21 protein-coding genes and 1 tRNA gene are annotated in these 18,825 nt (G+C 68.0%); 19 read left to right on the forward strand and 3 right to left on the reverse strand.

Translation table 11 applies throughout. The features are described 5' to 3' along the window. Positions 1 to 784: 784 nt before the first annotated feature. Positions 785 to 874 (reverse strand) — tRNA-Ser (locus ACP7AS_RS08050). Between the two features lie 154 nt (positions 875 to 1,028). On the opposite strand from ACP7AS_RS08050, the gene ACP7AS_RS08055 reads away from it, so the two are divergent. Genes ACP7AS_RS08055 through ACP7AS_RS08080 form a run of 6 tightly spaced genes read left to right on the forward strand, consistent with a single transcriptional unit; the run spans position 1,029 to position 6,194 of the window. Then, complete coding sequence (locus ACP7AS_RS08055) at positions 1,029 to 1,862, forward strand: septal ring lytic transglycosylase RlpA family protein (RefSeq protein ID WP_426028349.1); 834 nt, start codon at positions 1,029 to 1,031, stop codon at positions 1,860 to 1,862. Positions 1,863 to 1,899: 37 nt separating this feature from the next. Beyond that, complete coding sequence (gene tmk / locus ACP7AS_RS08060) at positions 1,900 to 2,526, forward strand: dTMP kinase (RefSeq protein WP_426028350.1); 627 nt, start codon at positions 1,900 to 1,902, stop codon at positions 2,524 to 2,526. Then, entirely contained in the window at positions 2,523 to 3,500 is a 978-nt protein-coding gene (locus tag ACP7AS_RS08065) for a DNA polymerase III subunit delta' (protein WP_426028351.1), read from the forward strand. The genes tmk and ACP7AS_RS08065 overlap by 4 nt, the downstream gene beginning before the upstream one ends. After that, a complete protein-coding gene (locus ACP7AS_RS08070) occupies positions 3,500 to 4,285 on the forward strand; it encodes a TatD family hydrolase (protein WP_426028352.1) in 786 nt (261 codons plus the stop codon). The genes ACP7AS_RS08065 and ACP7AS_RS08070 overlap by 1 nt, the downstream gene beginning before the upstream one ends. Further along, on the forward strand, positions 4,282 to 5,121 hold the full coding sequence (locus ACP7AS_RS08075) for an MBL fold metallo-hydrolase (RefSeq protein WP_426028353.1): 840 nt from the start codon (positions 4,282 to 4,284) through the stop codon (positions 5,119 to 5,121). Before ACP7AS_RS08070 ends, ACP7AS_RS08075 begins: the two co-directional genes overlap by 4 nt. Next, positions 5,121 to 6,194, forward strand: coding sequence for an alpha/beta fold hydrolase (locus ACP7AS_RS08080; RefSeq protein ID WP_426028354.1), 1,074 nt, complete (start codon positions 5,121 to 5,123; stop codon positions 6,192 to 6,194). Before ACP7AS_RS08075 ends, ACP7AS_RS08080 begins: the two co-directional genes overlap by 1 nt. Here ACP7AS_RS08080 and ACP7AS_RS08085 read toward each other — a convergent pair. Together ACP7AS_RS08085 and hemB are read right to left on the reverse strand one after the other, a co-directional pair. Beyond that, positions 6,191 to 6,520 carry an MmcQ/YjbR family DNA-binding protein gene (locus tag ACP7AS_RS08085; RefSeq protein ID WP_426028355.1) on the reverse strand — a complete coding sequence of 110 codons (330 nt, stop codon included), beginning with the start codon at positions 6,518 to 6,520 and terminating at the stop codon, positions 6,191 to 6,193. The two genes, ACP7AS_RS08080 and ACP7AS_RS08085, sit on opposite strands and share 4 nt — an antisense overlap. Then, a complete protein-coding gene (gene hemB, locus ACP7AS_RS08090; RefSeq protein WP_426028356.1) occupies positions 6,517 to 7,521 on the reverse strand; it encodes a porphobilinogen synthase in 1,005 nt (334 codons plus the stop codon). Before hemB ends, ACP7AS_RS08085 begins: the two co-directional genes overlap by 4 nt. A gap of 336 nt (positions 7,522 to 7,857) precedes the next feature. Here hemB and ACP7AS_RS08095 point away from each other — a divergent pair, with 336 nt between their 5' ends. From ACP7AS_RS08095 to nrdR, 13 genes are all read left to right on the forward strand, one after another. Then, entirely contained in the window at positions 7,858 to 8,997 is a 1,140-nt protein-coding gene (locus ACP7AS_RS08095; RefSeq protein WP_426028357.1) for an isobutyryl-CoA dehydrogenase, read from the forward strand. Beyond that, entirely contained in the window at positions 8,994 to 9,353 is a 360-nt protein-coding gene (locus tag ACP7AS_RS08100; protein ID WP_426028358.1) for a DUF6968 family protein, read from the forward strand. The genes ACP7AS_RS08095 and ACP7AS_RS08100 overlap by 4 nt, the downstream gene beginning before the upstream one ends. Continuing rightward, positions 9,295 to 9,798, forward strand: a complete 504-nt coding sequence (locus ACP7AS_RS08105) for a hypothetical protein (protein WP_426028359.1) — start codon at positions 9,295 to 9,297, stop codon at positions 9,796 to 9,798. The genes ACP7AS_RS08100 and ACP7AS_RS08105 overlap by 59 nt, the downstream gene beginning before the upstream one ends. A 117-nt stretch (positions 9,799 to 9,915) precedes the next feature. After that, a complete protein-coding gene (locus ACP7AS_RS08110) occupies positions 9,916 to 10,641 on the forward strand; it encodes a hypothetical protein (protein ID WP_426028360.1) in 726 nt (241 codons plus the stop codon). Between the two features lie 38 nt (positions 10,642 to 10,679). After that, positions 10,680 to 11,729, forward strand: a complete 1,050-nt coding sequence (locus tag ACP7AS_RS08115; protein WP_426028361.1) for an enoyl-CoA hydratase/isomerase family protein — start codon at positions 10,680 to 10,682, stop codon at positions 11,727 to 11,729. 61 nt (positions 11,730 to 11,790) lie between these two features. Then, on the forward strand, positions 11,791 to 12,561 hold the full coding sequence (locus ACP7AS_RS08120) for a class I SAM-dependent methyltransferase (RefSeq protein ID WP_426028362.1): 771 nt from the start codon (positions 11,791 to 11,793) through the stop codon (positions 12,559 to 12,561). 65 nt (positions 12,562 to 12,626) lie between these two features. After that, positions 12,627 to 13,394, forward strand: coding sequence for a class I SAM-dependent methyltransferase (locus ACP7AS_RS08125; RefSeq protein WP_426028363.1), 768 nt, complete (start codon positions 12,627 to 12,629; stop codon positions 13,392 to 13,394). 65 nt (positions 13,395 to 13,459) lie between these two features. Continuing rightward, complete coding sequence (locus tag ACP7AS_RS08130; RefSeq protein ID WP_426028364.1) at positions 13,460 to 14,227, forward strand: class I SAM-dependent methyltransferase; 768 nt, start codon at positions 13,460 to 13,462, stop codon at positions 14,225 to 14,227. After that, positions 14,169 to 15,212, forward strand: coding sequence for a 3-hydroxyisobutyrate dehydrogenase (mmsB, locus tag ACP7AS_RS08135; RefSeq protein WP_426028783.1), 1,044 nt, complete (start codon positions 14,169 to 14,171; stop codon positions 15,210 to 15,212). The genes ACP7AS_RS08130 and mmsB overlap by 59 nt, the downstream gene beginning before the upstream one ends. A gap of 118 nt (positions 15,213 to 15,330) precedes the next feature. Beyond that, positions 15,331 to 16,557 carry a 5-aminolevulinate synthase gene (gene hemA / locus ACP7AS_RS08140; RefSeq protein ID WP_426028784.1) on the forward strand — a complete coding sequence of 409 codons (1,227 nt, stop codon included), beginning with the start codon at positions 15,331 to 15,333 and terminating at the stop codon, positions 16,555 to 16,557. Between the two features lie 152 nt (positions 16,558 to 16,709). Further along, the gene (locus ACP7AS_RS08145; RefSeq protein WP_426028365.1) at positions 16,710 to 16,910 is read left to right on the forward strand and encodes a DUF6898 family protein; all 201 of its coding nucleotides are present in this window, start codon (positions 16,710 to 16,712) and stop codon (positions 16,908 to 16,910) included. 168 nt (positions 16,911 to 17,078) lie between these two features. Continuing rightward, the gene (gene glyA, locus ACP7AS_RS08150) at positions 17,079 to 18,350 is read left to right on the forward strand and encodes a serine hydroxymethyltransferase (RefSeq protein ID WP_426028785.1); all 1,272 of its coding nucleotides are present in this window, start codon (positions 17,079 to 17,081) and stop codon (positions 18,348 to 18,350) included. A gap of 7 nt (positions 18,351 to 18,357) precedes the next feature. After that, positions 18,358 to 18,816: a transcriptional regulator NrdR gene (gene nrdR / locus ACP7AS_RS08155; RefSeq protein ID WP_426028366.1), complete on the forward strand. Its 459-nt coding sequence runs from the start codon at positions 18,358 to 18,360 to the stop codon at positions 18,814 to 18,816. The last annotated feature ends 9 nt before the right edge of the window (positions 18,817 to 18,825 follow it).

Consider the following 18,825-nt stretch of genomic DNA (forward strand, 5'->3'; position numbering starts at 1 on the left):
GTCTTCGCCGGCGGTCGGGCGTGGCGATGCGACCTCGCGTCCGGGGGGCGCGAGGGGCGTGGGAGGCATGGCGGAGCGCCCGGGCCCTCGCCCGGAAAAGCGTAGAGAAATACCGTTTCGACGAAGACAGGACGCTCCGCGCGGAGGGCGCTTCCACGTGCGCGGGGCTACGCCTCGCTGTTGACGAGTTCCCCTTCTGCACGCGGCGGGCAGCGGCAGCGACGACTGCCTGCTGGTCCGGACGGGTATTCGGTCACCGCCCCTCGCCGACTGGACGTTGCAGCCCCGTCAGCCCGCGTCCCGCTCTCCAAAGAGACCAGTCGCGGCCCGCTTCCTTCCGCTCCCGCCGCCGCTTCGGATCGCCGGCCGAGCGAGCCTCCCGGTGCGACGGGACGGGGAGCAGTGTCGCACGGGGCGCAGATGCGGCGGGGAGATGACGCTGGTTCAGGCTTTATATTATTATAGATCAATCGGTTAGACGAACGAATCTGCATGGCTGAGCGTTTATTGCTCGCACTCAAAACCCCGTGCCTCCCCGCGAAGGCGGGGACCCAGATTTGAGCGGCAACGAGACGGGCTGAACGAACCCCTGCTCAACCCGACACCGGCGGTGACGCTCGCACTGAAGGTGCAAGAACGCGACACCAAGATCCAGTCCATGCAGCTCACCATCGAAGAGCTGAAGAAGAAGGCGGAGCAGGGGTCATTTGAGTTGGGACCAGAGTAGGTACCATACCGTTGTCGTCATCTAAGTGGCTGTATAATATCGACTCTCCCGATTGGTTGGCGGAAGCGGTGGGATTCGAACCCACGGACGGCTCTCACCGTCGCTGGTTTTCAAGACCAGTGCCTTAAACCACTCGGCCACACTTCCTTACCGACGCGCGATGTCGCTTGCGACAGGCGGATCGAATCCCGTGGGGCACCTGTGGGTGCCTGCCGGGGGGACTGGCCGCATAGCGCCAAATGGGCCGTTAACCAAAGCAGAAATATCTCCCGACCATAGTTCATGCCTTCAGGGGCGGGTCATGGCTGGAACACTCACCACGAAATGGATCCGGGGCGGGCTGGCGATTGCCCTGCTTTCGCTTCTGGCCGCCTGCGCCGGCGGTGCCCGGCCGGGGGTCGGACGTCTGCCGGTGGTGACCGACCCGGCACCGATCGTTTCCGGCACGATGCGGCCCTATCAGGTGCGCGGGCGCTGGTATCGGCCGGAGGAGCAGCCGCACTATGACGAGACGGGCACGGCGTCCTGGTATGGTGAGCAGTTCAACGGTCGGCCGACAGCGACGGGCGAGCGGTTCGACATGCATGCCCTGACCGCGGCCCACAAGACGCTGCCGCTGCCCGGACTGGTCGAGGTCACCAACCTGGGCAACGGGCGACGGATTGTGGTGCGGGTCAATGACCGTGGCCCCTTTGTCGACGGCCGCATCATCGACCTGTCGCGGGGGTCAGCCGAGGCGCTGGGTCTGCTGTCGGCCGGCGTCGGGCAGGTGAGGGTGCGCTATCTGGGCCGGGCACCCCGGACGGGCGGCGGGACGACGCTCCAGTATGCCGAGGCCAGGCCAGATCCCGCTCCGGCTCCGACGCCGACCCGGTCGGCGGCGCAGCCTCCAGACGCGGCCTCTGGCGGCGAGGCCTGGTGGATCGAGGCCGGGGCCTTTTCGGACCGGCGCGCGGCGCGACGCGTCGCAGACCGGCTGGGGGACCGGGCCAGGGTGGATGTCACCTCCGCCGGAGACGGCGCCCTGTTCCGGGTTCTGGTCGGTCCATGGCCTGATCCCAATGCCGCAGAACAGGCCCGCCAGGCCGTGATCGCACGCGGATACGCCGACGCCCTGTTGATATCGGCGCGCTGAGGCTTGCGAACCGGGCCGGCGCCGCCATTGTGCGCCGGTGACCCAGGGCAGATTCATCACATTCGAAGGCGGCGAGGGAACCGGCAAGTCGACCCAGGTCGCCCGGCTGGTCGAGCGCCTGCGCGCCCGCGCACTGGAGGTCGTGCAGACGCGGGAGCCCGGCGGATCGCCGGGGGCGGAGGATATCCGCAACATCGCCCTGAACGGCGACGCCAACCGATGGTCGCCGATGACCGAGACCCTGCTGATGTTCGCCGCCCGCAGCGACCATCTGGAGCGGACCATACGACCCGCCCTCGAGGCCGGGCGCTGGGTGGTATGTGACCGCTTCGCTGATTCGAGCCGGGCCTATCAGGGGGTCGGGGGCGGAACCCCGGCAGCGTTCATCGAGGCGCTGGATGCCGCCATCGTCGGCGCGACCCAGCCGGACCTGACCCTCATATTCGACCTGCCCGTCAGCATCGGGCTGGAGCGCGCCTTCGGCCGCGGTCTGTTCGAGACCCGCTTTGAGTCCAAGGGGCTGGCGTTTCATGAACGGCTGCGGCGCGGGTTTCTGGACATTGCTGCGCGCCATCCGGAGCGCTGCGTCGTCATCGATGCCGATGGCGATCAGGAGGCTGTCGAGGCGCGCGTCTGGGCCGCGATCGAGGCCCGCCTGTTGTGACGGATCACCCGCGCGACCGTTTCGACCTGATCCCGGACGCCGCGGCCGAGGCGTCGTTCGTCGACGCCCTCGACAAGGGGCGGCTGCACCACGCCTGGCTGCTGTGCGGGGTCGAGGGGGCCGGCAAGGCAACCTTCGCCTATCGCGCCGCGCGTCGGCTGCTGGGAGCCGCGGCGGATCCGTCGCGTGGACTGCTGGGAACCCGACCCGATGACCCGGTGGCCCGGCTGGTGACCGCCCAGTCGCATCCGGACCTGCTGGTGCTGGAACGCGCCGTCGAGGGCGGCAAGACGAAGAAGTCGATCTCGGTCGATCAGGCCCGGGACCTGCCCGAATTCTTTTCCAAGAGCCCGTCGCAGGCCCGGTATCGGGTCGCGATCATCGATGCGGCGGATGACCTGAATCTCAACGCAGCCAATGCCTTGCTGAAAGTCCTTGAGGAACCGCCGGAGCGCGGGGTGCTGTTCCTGGTCACCCATGCGCCGGGGCGGCTGCTGTCGACCCTTCGCTCTCGCTGCCGCCGTCTGGCCTTTCCCGTCTGGCCGCTGCATGCGCTTGAGGAGCTGGTGCGAAACCAGACCGGCGTGTCGTCCGGAGAGGCGGCGCGGATCGCCGGCATGGCGGGCGGGTCCCCGGGTCAGGCGCTGGCGCTGGCGTCCGGGGCCACCCTCGAAGCCGATCAGCTGGCCCAGGCCTGGGTCGCAGCGCCGACCGTGGACCGGGCCGAGGCCATGGCGGTCGCGGACCGCTTTCGCGGGGCCGAGGGCCAGGAGCGGTTCGAGACCCTGATGGACCGGCTGATCGCCGCCGTGAAGGTGCGCGCGCTGGAGGAAGGCCGGTCCGGCGCGCGCTGGGCCGAGCTGTGGAGCCGGCTGTCCGAACTGCCCGACCGGACCGCCGCCATCAATCTGGATCGCGGCGACGTGCTGGCGGGAGCCTTGGCCGATCTGCAGCGCACCAAGGCGGCCGGCTGATGCTGATCGACAGCCACGTCAATCTGCACGCGCCACAGTTCGATGAGGACCGCGACGCCGTCATCGCCCGGGCCCGCGAGGCCGGCGTGGGCCTGATGGTCGAGATTTCCGACAAGCTGTCGACGTTCGAGGCCACCCACGGCCTGGCCATGGCCCATGACGACATCTGGTGCACGGTCGGGGTCCATCCGCATGAGGCCAAGGACTATGCCGACCTGACTGTCGGGCGGCTGGCGGCTCTGGCCGGGCGCGACCGGGTCGTCGGGATCGGCGAATGCGGGCTGGATTTCCACTACGATCTGAGCCCGCGTGAGGTTCAGGCGGCGGTGTTCCGGCAGCATATCCAGGCGGCCCGGCTGACGGGATTGCCGCTGGTCGTACATACACGCGAGGCGGACGATGTGATGGCGGCCATTCTGGAGGAGGAGCAGGCGAGGGCCCCTTTCCGGTTTCTGATGCACTGCTATACAAGTGGACCAGAACTGGCTGAAAAAGCAACAAAATTAGGGGCATGGTTCTCGGTTTCCGGGATCGCGACCTTCAAGGCCGCGACCGAGGTGCGCGATATCATTGCCGGCCTGCCCGGGGACCGGATCATCGTCGAAACCGACTGTCCGTATCTGGCCCCCGTACCGTACCGGGGCCGGCGCAACGAACCGGCCTATGTGGGTCATGTGCTGGACAAGCTGGCCGAGATCCGGGGCTGGTCGCGCGACGAGGCCGAGGCGCGGACCACGGACGCATTCTTCGCCCTGTTCGACCGGATTCCGGGGCCGTCGAAATGAGCGACGGTGGCGAGCTTGAGGTGGTTATCCTGGGATGCGGCTCGTCCGGCGGCGTGCCGCGCGGCGACGGCGACTGGGGCGACTGCGATCCCGCCGAACCGAGAAACGCCCGCACCCGCTGCTCGGCCCTGATCCGCCGTTATGGACCGGACGGCGTCAGCAGCGTGCTGATCGACACCTCGCCCGATCTGCGCGCGCAGATGCTGGCAGCGGACGTCCGCCATGTCGATGCGGTTCTCTACACCCATGACCACGCCGATCAGGTGCACGGGATCGATGATCTGCGGGTCTTCGCGATGCGGACGCGCCGACGCATTCCGGCGTGGATGGATCAGGCGACACGGACGACCCTGGTCGGACGGTTTCCCTATATCTTCAGCAGTGAAGAGGGGTATCCGGCCATTCTGGACGAGATGACCATTCCGCCCCACGGCGTGCCGTGGGCCGTCAGCGGTGCCGGCGGCCCGGTCCCGGTCGTCACCTTTGACCAGGCACATGGGCCGATCCGCTCGGTCGGCTATCGCCTTGGACCCGTGGCCTATTCCAGCGATGTGTCCGAGCTGGATGACGCGGCGATCGAGGCGGTGCGCGGCTGCGAGCTGTGGATCGTGGACGCCCTGCGCTGGACTCCGCATCCCACCCACGCCCACGTCGACCGGACCCTGGAGTGGATCGCGCGATCGGGCGTCAAGAGGGCGGTGCTGACCAATCTGCATCTGGACCTCGACTACAATGTCCTGAAGGCGGCGGTTCCCGCCAATGTCGATGTGGCCTTTGACGGCTGGTCGGCGCGTCTGTCGCTTGAAAGCATGGCCCTTGAAACCGGAGGCTCGTGATGAACCGTTTGATCGCCGCGGCGTGCGGTATCCTCGGCCTGGCCCTGTCCTCGATCGCTGTAGCCCAGCCCGCCCCGGCGGAAGGCGACTTCAGGGCTGCCGGGCTGACCCTGACGACGGGCCAGCGGCTGGACGGGCTGCGCATCCACTACCGGACGCTGGGGACCCCGCGGCGGGGCGCGGACGGGCGGGTCGGGAACGCCGTCCTGCTGCTGCACGGCACGGGCGGCACCGGCGCGCAGTTCCTGTCGCCCCAGTTCGCGGGAGAGCTGTTCGGGCCGGGCCAGCCGCTGGACACGCGCCGCTACTACATCATCATGCCCGACAACCTCGGCCACGGCGGCTCGTCCAAGCCCTCGGACGGACTGCGGGCGCGGTTTCCCGCCTATGGTTATGCCGACATGGTGGAGGCGCAGCGGCGCTTGCTGACCGAGGGGCTGGGGGTGGATCACCTGCGGCTGATCCTGGGCACGTCGATGGGCTGTATGCACGGCTTCGTCTGGGGCGAGACCCATCCCGACTTCGCCGATGCCCTGATGCAGCTGGCCTGCCAGCCGACGGCGATCGTGGGCCGCAACCGGCTGTGGCGCGCCATGCTGATGGACGGGATCCGCAGCGACCCGGCGTGGAACGGCGGCGACTATGCCGAACAGCCGCAACAGGGACTGCGCACGGCGGTGGACATGCTGCTGCTGGCCGGCGGCGCGGCGATGCCGATGCAGCAGGATCTCGCCACGCGGGACGCGGTGGACGGCTGGCTCAGGACGCAGCAGGACCGGCGCATCCCGGCGCTGGATGCCAATGACCTCTGGTACCAGGTCAACGCGTCTTCGGATTACGACCCTTCGGCGAGGCTGGAGCGGATCACGGCGCCGGTCATGTGGATCAATTCGGCGGACGACTTCATCAATCCGCCGGAGCTGGGCCTGTCGGAACAGTTCGCGCCGCGCATTGCCCGGGGCCGCTATCGCCTTATCCCGAACAGCGTCGGCGGCAAGGGGCATGGGACCCATACCTGGGCCGTGTTCTGGAAACAGGACCTGATCGAGCTGCTGGCCCGGTCGGAACCCTAGAGGGCGGAGATTGCCGACGGCGGCGCGCGGTGACGCCACGCCCGGACCAGGGCGTCGCGCAGGGTGGCTTCATCGACGGCGGCCAAATGCACCAGGGTCGAGCCGCTCCTGCCCCAACCGCCGGGAAAAGGGGAGAACATCGCCGGCTCCGCCTCGACCAGAACGGCCTGTTCCTCGGGCTTGAGGATCACCATGCCCGCGTCCCTGTCGGGGTGGAGGCTGGCGAAGATGCGGTTTCCGACGCGGAAGTCCGCCCGCCCCATGTGCGCGCCCTCGAGCGCCTCGGGCAGGCCAAGGGCGACGCGCCGGAAGTCCTCGAGGGTCATCCGGCGAGCAACCGCGCCGCCTGCGGGGCGAAATAGCTCAGCACCCCGGCACAGCCCGCGCGCTTGAAGGCGTGCAGGGTCTCGAGGATGGCGCGGTCCTCCTCGAGCCAGCCGTTGGCGATGGAGGCCCGCATCATCGCGTATTCGCCGGACACCTGATAGGCGAAGGTGGGGACTTTGAAGGTCTCGCTAACCCGCTGGATTATATCCAGATAGAGCATTCCCGGCTTGACCATGACGGCGTCGGCTCCCTCGGCGATGTCGAGGGCGACCTCGCGCAGGGCCTCGTCGGAATTGGCATAGTCCATCTGGTAGGTTTTCTTGTCGCCGGTCAGCTGTTTGGCCGAGCCGACCGCGTCGCGGTACGGGCCGTAGAAGGCCGAGGCGTATTTGGCGGCATAGGCGAGGATCAGGGTGTCGTGGAAGCCGTTGGCTTCCAGCGCCTCGCGGATGGCCTGGACGCGGCCGTCCATCATGTCGGACGGCGCGACGATGTCGGCCCCGGCGTGGGCCTGGATGAAGGCCTGTTCGGCGAGACGTTCGAGGCTGGCGTCGTTGAGGATGCGGCCATTCTCGACCACGCCGTCGTGGCCATGGTCGGTGTAGCAGTCCAGTGCGACGTCGGTCATGACGCCGATGCCCGGTGCCGCGTCCTTGATGGCCCGGATGCAGGCGGGGATCAGGCCGTCCGGATCGGTCGCGCCGCTGCCGATCGCGTCCTTGATGGCCCCGTCGACATTGGGGAACAGGGCGACGGCGGGGATGCCCAGAGCAAGCGCCTCCTTCGCAGCCTCGGCGGCGGCCTTCGGCGACAGGCGGAAGACGCCCGGCATGGAGGCGACCGGCACGCGGTCCTCGGCCCCATCGTGGACGATCAGCGGCCAGACCAGGTCGGCGGGTGTCAGGGCCGTCTCGGCGACCAGCCGGCGCACCCAGGGGCTGGACCGCAGGCGGCGGGGGCGGGCGTAGGGATAGGCGGCGGGCGCGAACGATTGGGTCATGGAACTGTCCTAGCGGGCTTCCGGGCCGGGGTGAAGGTGACGGCCTGTCGCCGCGTGACGGGGTGGAGCAGGGTCTGAAGGGTCTGAACGGTCTGACGTCGTCGGCAGATTCAGACTCCGGCGGACAGAAAACCGGGTCTGAATCGTCTGAATCGTCTGAAATCGTGGCTCCGGGTTCGGGTGAGGCGTGACGGGTCGAACCGGGCAGGATGGCATGCCACCACGTCAAGAACGGTCGCAGGACCTGCGTCGCTTCGTGCCACAGGATGATGAAGGGCTGGGATGACGGATGGGCGCGGCTTGGCTAGAAGCGCGTTCGGACTCAAGGAACACCCCATGGATTTCGCCCTCAACGACGATCAACGCGCCATCCAGGACGCCGCCCGCCAGTTCGCCGAGGCCGAACTGGCCCCGCACAGCGCCGAATGGGACGAGTCCAAGCATTTCCCGGTCGATGTGATGAAACAGGCGGCCGAGATGGGCTTCTGCGGCATCTATACCGGCGAAGAGCATGGCGGCATGGCGCTGGGCCGGGTCGAGGCGGCGCTGATCTTCGAGGAGCTGTCGCGGGGGGACGTGTCGACGGCGGCCTTCATCTCGATCCACAACATGGCCGCGTGGATGATCGACAAATTCGGCTCGGACGACCTGCGCGCCCGCTATGTGCCGCGGCTGACGACGATGGAGCTGATCGCCAGCTACTGCCTGACCGAGCCGGGCTCCGGTTCGGATGCGGCGGGCCTGCGCACCACGGCGAAGCGCGACGGTGACCACTGGGTGCTGAACGGCTCCAAGGCCTTCATCTCCGGCGCCGGCACATCGGACGTCTATGTCGTCATGGCCCGCACCGGCGGGGAGGGGCCCAAGGGCATCTCGACCTTTGTGGTCGAGAAGGATGCGCCGGGCCTGAGCTTCGGGGCCCAGGAAAAGAAGATGGGCTGGAACAGCCAGCCGACGGCCATCGTCGCCTTCGACGACTGCCGGGTGCCGGCAGCCAATCTGCTGGGCATGGAGGGCGACGGCTTCCGCTACGCCATGATGGGTCTGGACGGCGGCCGGTTGAACATCGCCGCCTGTTCGCTAGGCGGGGCGCGCCTCGCGCTGGAGACGACGCAAGCCTACGTCACCACGCGAAAACAGTTCGGCAAGCCTTTGTCTGACTTTCAGAATACCCAATTCAAGCTGGCCGACATGGCGACCCAGCTGGAGGCCTGCCGCCTGATGGTGCTGCGCGGCGCCTGGGCCATCGACACCAACCATCCCGAGAAGACCAAATGGTGCGCCATGGCCAAGCGGATGACCACGGACGCCTGTTTCCAGATCGCCGACGAGGCCCTGCAACTGCACGGCGGCTACGGCTATCTGAAGGACTATCCGCTGGAGCGGATCGTGCGCGATCTGCGGGTGCACCGGATTCTTGAGGGGACCAACGAGATCATGCGGGTCATCACGGCGCGGGAGATGCTGCGACAGTGAGCAATCTGGCCTGCGACCGTGAGTTCTTCATTCTCGGGACCGAGCTTCGCGTCGTTGTCGAATGGATGGTGCCGGTCCGGGATCGTGGCGACTGGCGTTGCGATTGGGTGATCCACTGGCCGGGCCTCGATGCGGAAAAGCGCTACACCTTCGGGGTGGATTCAACGCAGGCACTGCTTCTCGCGATGGCCATGGTCAGCGCCAGGATGGAGAGTTCGGACCATGACGTGGTCTGGCTGGATGAAAGCAGTGACTTAGGCCTACCGTCCACGCCACCCCATCCGGACGACCAAGCTCATGAAACCCGGATTCTACGCCATCGCCCAGGCGGGCGGAGAATCGGACCCGCAGGATGACGAGGCCTACGGTCTCGCCATCCTCGCCCATTTCAGAGACGGCCGGTTCATCGGCGTCGATCCGGGCGGCTGTCGGGTGTCCGGCGACTATCGCACCGACGCCGACGGCCGGCTGGCCTTGCGTTTGAATTATGACTTCAAGGCCGGGATCGAACTGGCCGACGGCACGGTGTTCGACCGCGAGACGCGGTTGGCGGCCGACCTGTTGCTGGCCCCCGGCGCGGCGGAGGGCGAGCCCCAGCCGGTCGATATCGGTCTGGGTCCGATGTTCATCCGGCTGAACTGGCTGGCCGAACCGGTCCAGGGTCCGTACTCAACACCGCTCATCCCCGCGAAAGCGCAGACCCAGGTCTTTCGCGACGCAGGGTGCGCTGGGTCAATGAAAGCGCGTCCCTGGAGTCACCGGATCGCCCAAAGCACTGGGTCCCCGCTTTCGCGGGGATGAGCGGATAGGAAGTCAGGCGTTCATCACACTCAATCGCTGTTGAGTCTGGACCCTAGGGGCGACGGCGGCTGACACCGCGCCGGTTCCGTGCTGATCTGGTCTGAACGGGAGGATGACATGTCGAAACGGATCTGGATCGCACTCGCAACGGCCTTGATCGCCGGACCCGTCGCCGCGCAGGACGGCGCGAACGCCATGGGCGTCGACGAGATCATCGTCACCGGATCCCGCGCCATCGAATGGGACCCGGACGACATTCCGGTGATCCAGCTGGAGCGGCGGGCCGACAATCTGATCGTGGCCGTGCGGGTCGTGAACGATACCCGCGATGCGCCGGGTCGGCGTGACGAAATCACCCGGACGCTGCGGGCCATGGCGCGGGCGGCGGCCGGGCGCGCCGACATCGACCTGAGCATCGAGGACGACGGGACGCTGGTCCCGCTGACCGAGGACATGGTCTCGACCCTGACACTGGGCATCGATCCGGGCCGCAGCGACACGAGCGTCGCCAGCCTGGTGGTCAAGACGCCGATCCGCGCAGGTGACACCCTGGACGCCGCTTCGGAACGGATCGAAGCGTTCGTCGAGGGTGTCGGTCCGGTCGGCCGGTCGCTGGCCGATGTGAGCGGTGACTGGCAATTGTCGGTGGTCAATCCGGCCCAGTATCGCGCGCCGATCCTCGCCGCCATCGCTGCGGACGCTCGCTCGACCGCCGCAACCTTCGGCGAGGGCTATGCGGTCCAGGTCGAGGGCATGTCGAACCGGGTGACATGGCGTCAGTCGGGTCCGCTCGATCTGGCCCTGTTCATCCCCTACGACATGACGGTGACGCCGGCGGACTAGGTCTGGACGGCTCCGCCTCGCGCCCCTAGGTCAGCGCCATGAGTGAGTCCGAAGTCCTGACGTGCGTCGAATCCGGCGTCGGTCGCATCACCCTGAACCGGCCGAAGGCGCTGCACGCCCTGAACCGGGGCATGTGTGAGGCGATGACCGACGCCCTGTTGGCCTGGCGGTCCGATGAGGCGGTGCAGTCGGTGCTGATCGACCACGCCGGCGAGCGCGGCTTCTGCGCCGGGGGCGACATCCGCATGATCGCCGAGAGCGGGGCGGGGGATGCGTCGGAGGCGCGGGCCTTCTTCGCGGTCGAATACCGGCTGAACCATCTGATGTTCGAATACCCGAAACCGGTCACCGCGATCGTCGACGGCATCGTCATGGGCGGCGGGGTGGGGATCAGCGAGCCGGCGGATGTGCGGGTCGCGACCGAGCGGACCACCTATGCCATGCCCGAGACGGGGATCGGCCTGTTCCCGGATGTGGGCGGCGGCTGGTTCCTGCCCCGACTGCCCGGCCAGACGGGCGTGTGGCTGGCCCTGACCGGGGCGCGGCTGAAGGCGGCGGACACGGTGGCCCTGGGCATCCATACGCATTTCGTGCCGTCGGACCGGATCGAGGCCCTGAAGGCCGCCCTCCTGTCCCATCCGGCCGAGCCCGGGATCATCGCCGACACCCTGGCGGCCGAGCCGGGGCCCGCGCCCACGGCGGCGCGTCGTGAGGCCATCGACCGGCTGTTTGCCTTCGAGACCGTTGAGGCCATCTTCGCGGCGCTGGAGGCTGACGGGTCGGACTGGGCGCTGGCCCAGCTGGCGGTGCTGAAGACGAAGTCGCCGCAGTCGATGAAGGTGACCCTGCGCCAGCTTCGCATCGGCGCGACGCTGACGTCCTTCGCCGAGACCATGGCCATGGAGTACCGGCTCGGCGGACGGGTGGTGCGCAGTCATGACTTCCAGGAGGGCGTTCGTGCCGTCATCGTCGACAAGGACAATACGCCGGACTGGTCGCCGGCCGGACTGGATGGCGTGACCGACGCCGCGATCGATGGCCTGTTCACGCCCCTGCCGTCCGGCGAGGAATGGACCCCGCTTTCCTGAACCCGGCTTGCATCCGGTGCAGGATTGGGGCGTAGCTTCGCCGCAAACCGGAGGACTGCCCATGTATCGAACCCTTTGTGCGACCGCCCTGGGCGCCGTTCTGCTGTCCGGCTGTGCCATGGCGTCCGGTGCGGATATGGGTTCCGGTGCCCAGACAGCCGCCCGCGAAACCGCCTATGCCGCCGCCCTTGCGGATTCGCGCCGGCCGGCCGGTGACGTCGAGCGCGACGGGTTGCGCAAGCCGGCCGAGATGATGGCCTTCGCGCGTCTCGACGCCGGGGACCGCGTCGCCGACGTGCGCCCCGAGGAGGGCTATTTCACACGGGTGTTCGCCACGGCCGTCGGGCCGACCGGCCACGTCTATGCCTTCGTGCCGAACCAGACCGCAGCGCGTGAGAACGGGTTCTCGGACGCCCTGGCCGCGGCCTTCCCCAATGTCAGCCGTATCACCGGCGCGCTGGAGACCCCGGGCTTTCCCGAGCCGCTGGACGTCGTCTTCATGGGGCAGGAATACCATGACTTCGTCATTCCCCGGTTCGGCGTCGATGTGGCGCGGATGAACGCCGCCGTGTTCGCGGCCCTGAAGCCTGGCGGTCTGTACGTCATTCTCGATCACCAGGCCGCGCCGGGTGCGGGGACGTCGGTGGTCGGCACCCTGCACCGGATTGAAGCGTCGGCCCTGCGGGCGCAGGTCGAGGCAGCGGGCTTCATCTTCGACGGCGAGACCACGGCCGTGGCCAATCCGGCTGACGACCACAGCCTGTCGGTGTTCGATCCGGCCATCCGCGGGCGTAGCGACCAGTTCGTCTACCGCTTCCGCAAGCCGGGCTGACGGCGACCGGCGTTCGGTATAGTCTGCCCGCGCTGCGCCGGAAGAGCGCTTCGGGAGGTTCCGTGATGCGTCGTTCCCTGATGCTGGCCGCCGTCGCGGCCTTGGCCCTGTCGTCCGCCGGCTGCATGGCCGGAATGGGCGTCCCGTCCATGCCGGATGCGGCCAGCTATGCCGCCGCGCTCGCAGACCCGTCGCGTCCCGCCGCCGACCGCGAGCGCGACACGGCCCGCCACGCGGCCGAGACCCTGGCCTTCGCCCGGGTCCGACCGGGCCAGCAGATCACCGACATGATCATCGGCGGCGGCTATTTCACGCGCGTGTTCGCCGCGGCGGTCGGGCCGCAGGGGCACGTCACCGCGTGGCAGCCGGCCGAGTTCCTCGGCTTCCAGGCCAGCTATCGCGCGGCCGCCGACGCCGCCGACGCCATGGCCAATGTCGACGCCATCCGGGCCCCCATCGCCACGCCGGCGTTTCCGGCCAACCAGGACCTGTTCTTCACGGCCCAGAACTATCACGACCTGCACCTGACGCCGTTCGGGGCCGGGGCGGCGGCCCGGGTCAATGCGGCGGTGTTCGCGGCGCTGAAGCCGGGCGGGCTGTACGTCATCGTCGACCACGATGCGGCGGCCGGTTCCGGCCTGGCGGCCCCCAACACCCTGCACCGGATCGACATCGAGGCCGTCAAGCGCGAGGTGACGGCGGCCGGTTTCGTGCTGGACGGCGAGAGCGCGCTTCTGGCCAATCCCGCCGATCCCCGCATGGCCAACGTCTTTGACGCCTCGATCCGGGGGCAGACCAGCCAGTTCATGCTGCGCTTCAAGAAGCCGCGCTGACGGCGACCCGGGTTGCGTCTAGCCTGATCGTCTCGCGCCGTCAGAGCGCCTCAGGAGGTCTTGTCATGCGTCGTTCCGTCATCCTCGCCGCCGCGGCGGTTCTGGCCCTGTCGGCCGCCGGCTGCTCGCAGGAGGCGCCCAAGGAGGTCGCAGCGGCACCGGCGGGCTATGCCGCCGCCCTGGCCGAGCCGTCCCGTCCGGCCGAGGATCGCGCGCGCGACGCCGCCCGGCACACCGAGGAAACCCTGGCCTTCGCCCAGGTTCAGCCGGGCCAGACGATCGTCGACATGATCATCGGCGGCGGATATTTCACGCGCGTGTTCTCGGCGGCCGTCGGGCCCGAGGGCCGGGTCATCGCCTGGCAACCGGCCGAGCTGATCGCCTACCAGGCCAGCTATGGCGAAAGCCTGACCGCCGTGGACTCCCTTGCCAATGTCGACGCCCTGCGCTCACCGAGGGCCGCGCCAGTGTTTCCGGCGAACGTCGACCTCGTGTTCACGGCCCAGAATTATCACGACCTGCATTTGAAGGCCAATGCGGCCGACACGGCCACCAGGGTCAATGCGGCGGTGTTCAGCGCCCTTAAGCCGGGCGGTCTCTATGTCGTCATCGACCACAATGCGGCGGCGGGCGCGCCCCTGACGACCTCGGACACCCTGCACCGTATCGACATCGAGACGGTCAAGCGCGAGGTCCTGGCCGCCGGCTTCGTGCTGGACGGCGAGAGCGAGGTCCTGGCCAATGCCGCCGACCCGCTGACCACCAGCGTGTTCGATCCGGCGATCCAGGGTCGCACCAGCCAGTTCATCCTGCGCTTCAGGAAGCCGGCCTGACCGAAAAACCGCCCGGTGCCGCTGGCGACCGGGCGGGGGACCGGCTAACCCTCCCCGATACCAATCGGGAGACGCTGCCATGACCCTCAGGATCGCTTTCATCGGCCTCGGCAATATGGGCGGCGGCATGGCGGCCAACCAGGCGAAGGCGGGGCATACGGTCGCCGCCTTCGACCTGTCGCAGGCCGCGCTGGACCGGGCGGCGGCGGCCGGCTGCACGCCGGTCGGGTCGGTGGCCGAGGCGGTCAGGGACGCGGACGTGATCATCACCATGCTGCCCGCCGGGCCGCATGTGCTGAAGGTCTATTCGGAACAGATCATCGGCGCGGCCCCGACCTCGGCCCTGCTGCTGGACTGTTCGACGATCGACGTGGACACAGCCCGCAAGGTCGCGGGTCTGGCCCGCGACGCGGGCTATGCCTTCGCCGACGCGCCGGTGTCGGGCGGGACGATGGCGGCGGACGCCGGGACCCTGGCCTTCATGGTCGGCTGCGACGAGGCCGACTTCGCCCGGATCGAGACGGCGCTCGAGCCCATGAGCCGGGCGACCTTCCGCGCCGGGGATCATGGCGCGGGGCAGGCGGCCAAGATCTGCAACAACATGATCCTGGGCATCACCATGCTGGGCACCTGCGAGGCCATCGCCCTGGCCGAGAAACTGGGTCTCGATCCAGTGAAATTCTTCGACATCGCCGCCAAGTCGTCGGGCCAGAGCTGGAGCGTGACGACCTATTATCCGTGGCCGGGCCCGGTGCCGACCGCGCCGTCCAACCGCAACTATGACGGCGGCTTCGCCACGGCCATGATGCTAAAGGATCTGAAGCTGGCCCAGGACGCGGCGGCCAAGGCGGGCGCGTCGACGCCGCTGGGCGCGCAGTCCGAGGCGCTGTTCCAGCTGTTCGACCGGCTGGGATACGGTGGGCGCGACTTCTCAGGCATCCTGCAGATGCTGCGCGGCAAGCTGGACGACCTGCCGAAACCTTAAATGAGAGTCGTTATCATTTAAGGGGTTGCGACGTTTTTGCCTTGCCCGGCGTGTGGACTTTGGGGTGTCATCAGCGCATCACCGCGCCGATTACGACGCCAGCGAAAGCCGTCAGCCCGTGTTTGACTACACCGCCGCATTCCAGTCCGCCGTCGACCAGGTGAAGGGCGAGGGGCGCTACCGCGTCTTCGCCGACCTGAAGCGCGTGCGGGGCCAGTTTCCCAAGGCCGTCCGGCGGCGCGAGGACGGGTCCGAACAGGACTGCGTGATCTGGTGCTCGAACGACTATCTCGGCATGGGCCAGCACCCGGAGGTGCTCGAGGCCATGCAGGACGAGATCGACTCCGTCGGAGCCGGGGCCGGGGGCACGCGCAACATCTCGGGCACGACGCGGTCGGCGGTCGATCTGGAGGCCGAGCTGGCCAGCTGGCACCAGAAGGAAGCGGCCCTGCTGTTCACGTCGGGCTATGTCGCCAACGAGGCGACGCTGACGACGCTGCAACGCATCCTGCCCGGACTGATCGTCTTTTCGGACAGTCTGAACCACGCCTCGATGATCGCCGGCATTCGCAACGGCGGATGCGAGCGGCACATCTTTGCGCACAATGATCTGGTGCATCTGGAGGCGCTGCTGCGCGACGCCCCGGCGGGCGCGCCCAAGCTGATCGCCTTCGAGAGCGTCTATTCGATGGACGGCGACATCGCCGACCTGGCCGGGACCATCGCCCTGGCCCGAAAATACGGGGCCCTGACCTATCTGGACGAGGTCCATGCGGTCGGCCTGTACGGCACCACCGGCGCGGGTGTGGCCGAGCGGGACGGGGTGCTGGACGGGATCGACATCGTCGAATGCACGCTCGGCAAGGCCATCGGCGTCATGGGCGGCTATATCGCCGCGGATGCGGTGATCATCGACGCGGTGCGCAGCTGGGCCGCCGGCTTCATCTTCACCACCAGCCTGCCGCCGGCCCTGACCGCCGGGGCGCTCGCCTCGGTGCGCTGGCTCAAGGCCCATCCCGAGGTGCGCGAAGCCCATCAGGAGCGGGCGGCGACGCTCAAGGCCCGGTTCACCGCCGCCGGTATCCCGGTGATGGATTCGGTCAGCCACATCGTGCCGGTGTTCGTGGGCGATCCCGTGCACGCCAAGATGATCTCGGACATGCTGCTGGAAGAGCACGGCGTCTATGTTCAGCCGATCAACTATCCGACCGTGCCCAAGGGCACCGAGCGGCTGCGCTTCACGCCGTCGCCGAACCACACCGACGCCATGATGGATGATCTGGTCATGGCGATGGACCGGCTGTGGACCCACTGCAACGTGGCGCGACTCCCTGCCGTCGCCTGAACTCTCCCAACCGATCATCCCGGCGAAAGCCGGGACCCAGTCCTGTCCAGCTTGACGCCGGCGTCCCGGGACTTGCCAGCCGTGCACACAGTCATCCACATATCGCCCAAAGAACTGGGTCCCGGCTTTCGCCGGGATGAACGGGGTGTTGGGTGAGCATATCGGATGGTGGGCCAGAACTCGGCGAGGTCATCGTCGAATTGACCCGCAACGGGCCCTATCTGAAATGCTCGGCCATCCACGTGGCCACCGGGGTCGTGGTGTCCGCCATCGGGCCGGCGACCGAGCGGGTGGGGCTTGAACGGATCGCCATCGGCAAGCTGAAACGGGCGCTGGCCGCGCGGGCACCGTAGACCGGGTGTGGCAGGCAGCTGTCCGGCCATGCCGGCGATCCGGTCGCTTCAGATGGACGCGCCCCGGGGCACGGGCACCACAAGATGTTGTGGTCGCCCGTCCTGGGGCATAGATAGGCGCGCCGCCTTTCACCGCCTGCCAGGACGCCACCCGTGACCGCATCTTTCGTGCATGACGCCTATTTCTCGAAGACTCTCGCCGAGGCCGATCCCGACGTGTTCGGCGGCATCCAGGGTGAGCTGGCGCGGCAGAAGGAGCAGATCGAGCTGATCGCCTCCGAGAACATCGTCTCCAAGGCGGTGCTGGAGGCGCAGGGCTCGGTCCTGACCAACAAATACGCCGAGGGCTATCCGGGCCGTCGCTACTACGGTGGCTGCGAATATGTCGACGTCACCGAGAACCTGGCCCGCGAGCGCGCCAAACAACTGTTCGGCTGTGCCTTCGCCAACGTCCAGCCGCACTCGGGCGCCCAGGCCAACCAGGCGGTGTTCCAGGCGCTGCTGACGCCGGGCGACACCTTCCTGGGCATGGACCTGGCGGCCGGTGGCCACCTGACCCATGGATCGCCCGCCAACCAGTCGGGCAAATGGTTCCGGCCGGTGACCTACACGGTGCGGCAGGACGATCATCTGATCGACTATGACAACGTCGCCGAGATGGCCGAGCGCGAGAAGCCGAAGCTGATCATCGCCGGGGCCTCGGCCTACAGCCGCCACATCGACTTCAGGCGCTTCCGCGAGATCGCCGACAGCGTCGGGGCGTATCTGATGGTCGACATGGCCCACTATGCGGGTCTGGTCGCCGGCGGAGCCTATCCCGACCCGCTGCCCCACGCCCATGTCGTGACCACCACGACGCACAAGACCCTGCGCGGCCCGCGCGGCGGCATGGTGCTGTCGAACGACATCGAACTGGGCAAGAAGATCAACTCGGCCGTCTTCCCCGGCCTGCAGGGCGGGCCGCTGGAACATGTCATCGCGGCCAAGGCGGTGGCGTTCGGGGAGGCGTTGAAGCCGGAATTCAAGCTCTATGCCCGACAGGTGGTGACCAATGCCCAGGCCCTGGCCGCCGTCCTGATCGAGCGCGGCGCGGCGATCGTTTCGGGCGGGACCGACAGCCATATCGCCCTGGTCGATCTGCGGCCCAAGGGCGTGACCGGCAAGGCCACCGAGGCGGCCCTCGAACACGCCCTGATGACCTGCAACAAGAACGGCGTGCCGTTCGACACGGCGCCGTTCACGATCACATCCGGCGTTCGCCTCGGTACGCCCGCAGGCACCACGCGCGGCTTCGGGGTCGAGGAGTTCCAGCAGGTCGGTCACTGGATCGCCGATGTCATCGACTCGATGAAGGGCACGGACGAGGCTGACGCCAGCGTGTCAAAGCGCGTGGCGGACGAGGTGCGCGCGCTGACGCGTCGCTTCCCGATCTACGGATAGCCCGCCGATGAAATGCCCCTTCTGCGGACATCAGGACACCCAGGTGAAGGACAGCCGCCCGTCGGATGACGGCGCGGCCATTCGCCGTCGGCGGTCGTGTCCGAACTGCCAGGGGCGTTTCACCACCTTCGAGCGGGTCCAGCTGCGCGAGCTGATGATCCTCAAGCGCAACGGCCGCCGTGCCCCGTTCGACCGGGACAAGCTGGAGCGGTCGCTGAACGTCGCCCTGCGCAAACGCCCGGTGCAGGGCGAACAGATCGAACAGCTGGTCAGCCGCATCACCCGCCAGCTGGAAAGCCTCGGCGAGACGGAGATCCCGTCCTCGACGGTCGGCGACTTCATCATGAAGGCGCTGAAATCGGTCGATGAGGTCGCCTACGTTCGCTACGCCTCGGTCTACAAGGACTTCCGCCATACCGGAGACTTCGCCCGTTTCCTCGGCGACGAGGGTCTGGACGAAAGCTGATGCGCCCCG

The organism is Brevundimonas sp. TWP2-3-4b2, from assembly GCF_049897345.1.
GTDB lineage: Bacteria > Pseudomonadota > Alphaproteobacteria > Caulobacterales > Caulobacteraceae > Brevundimonas.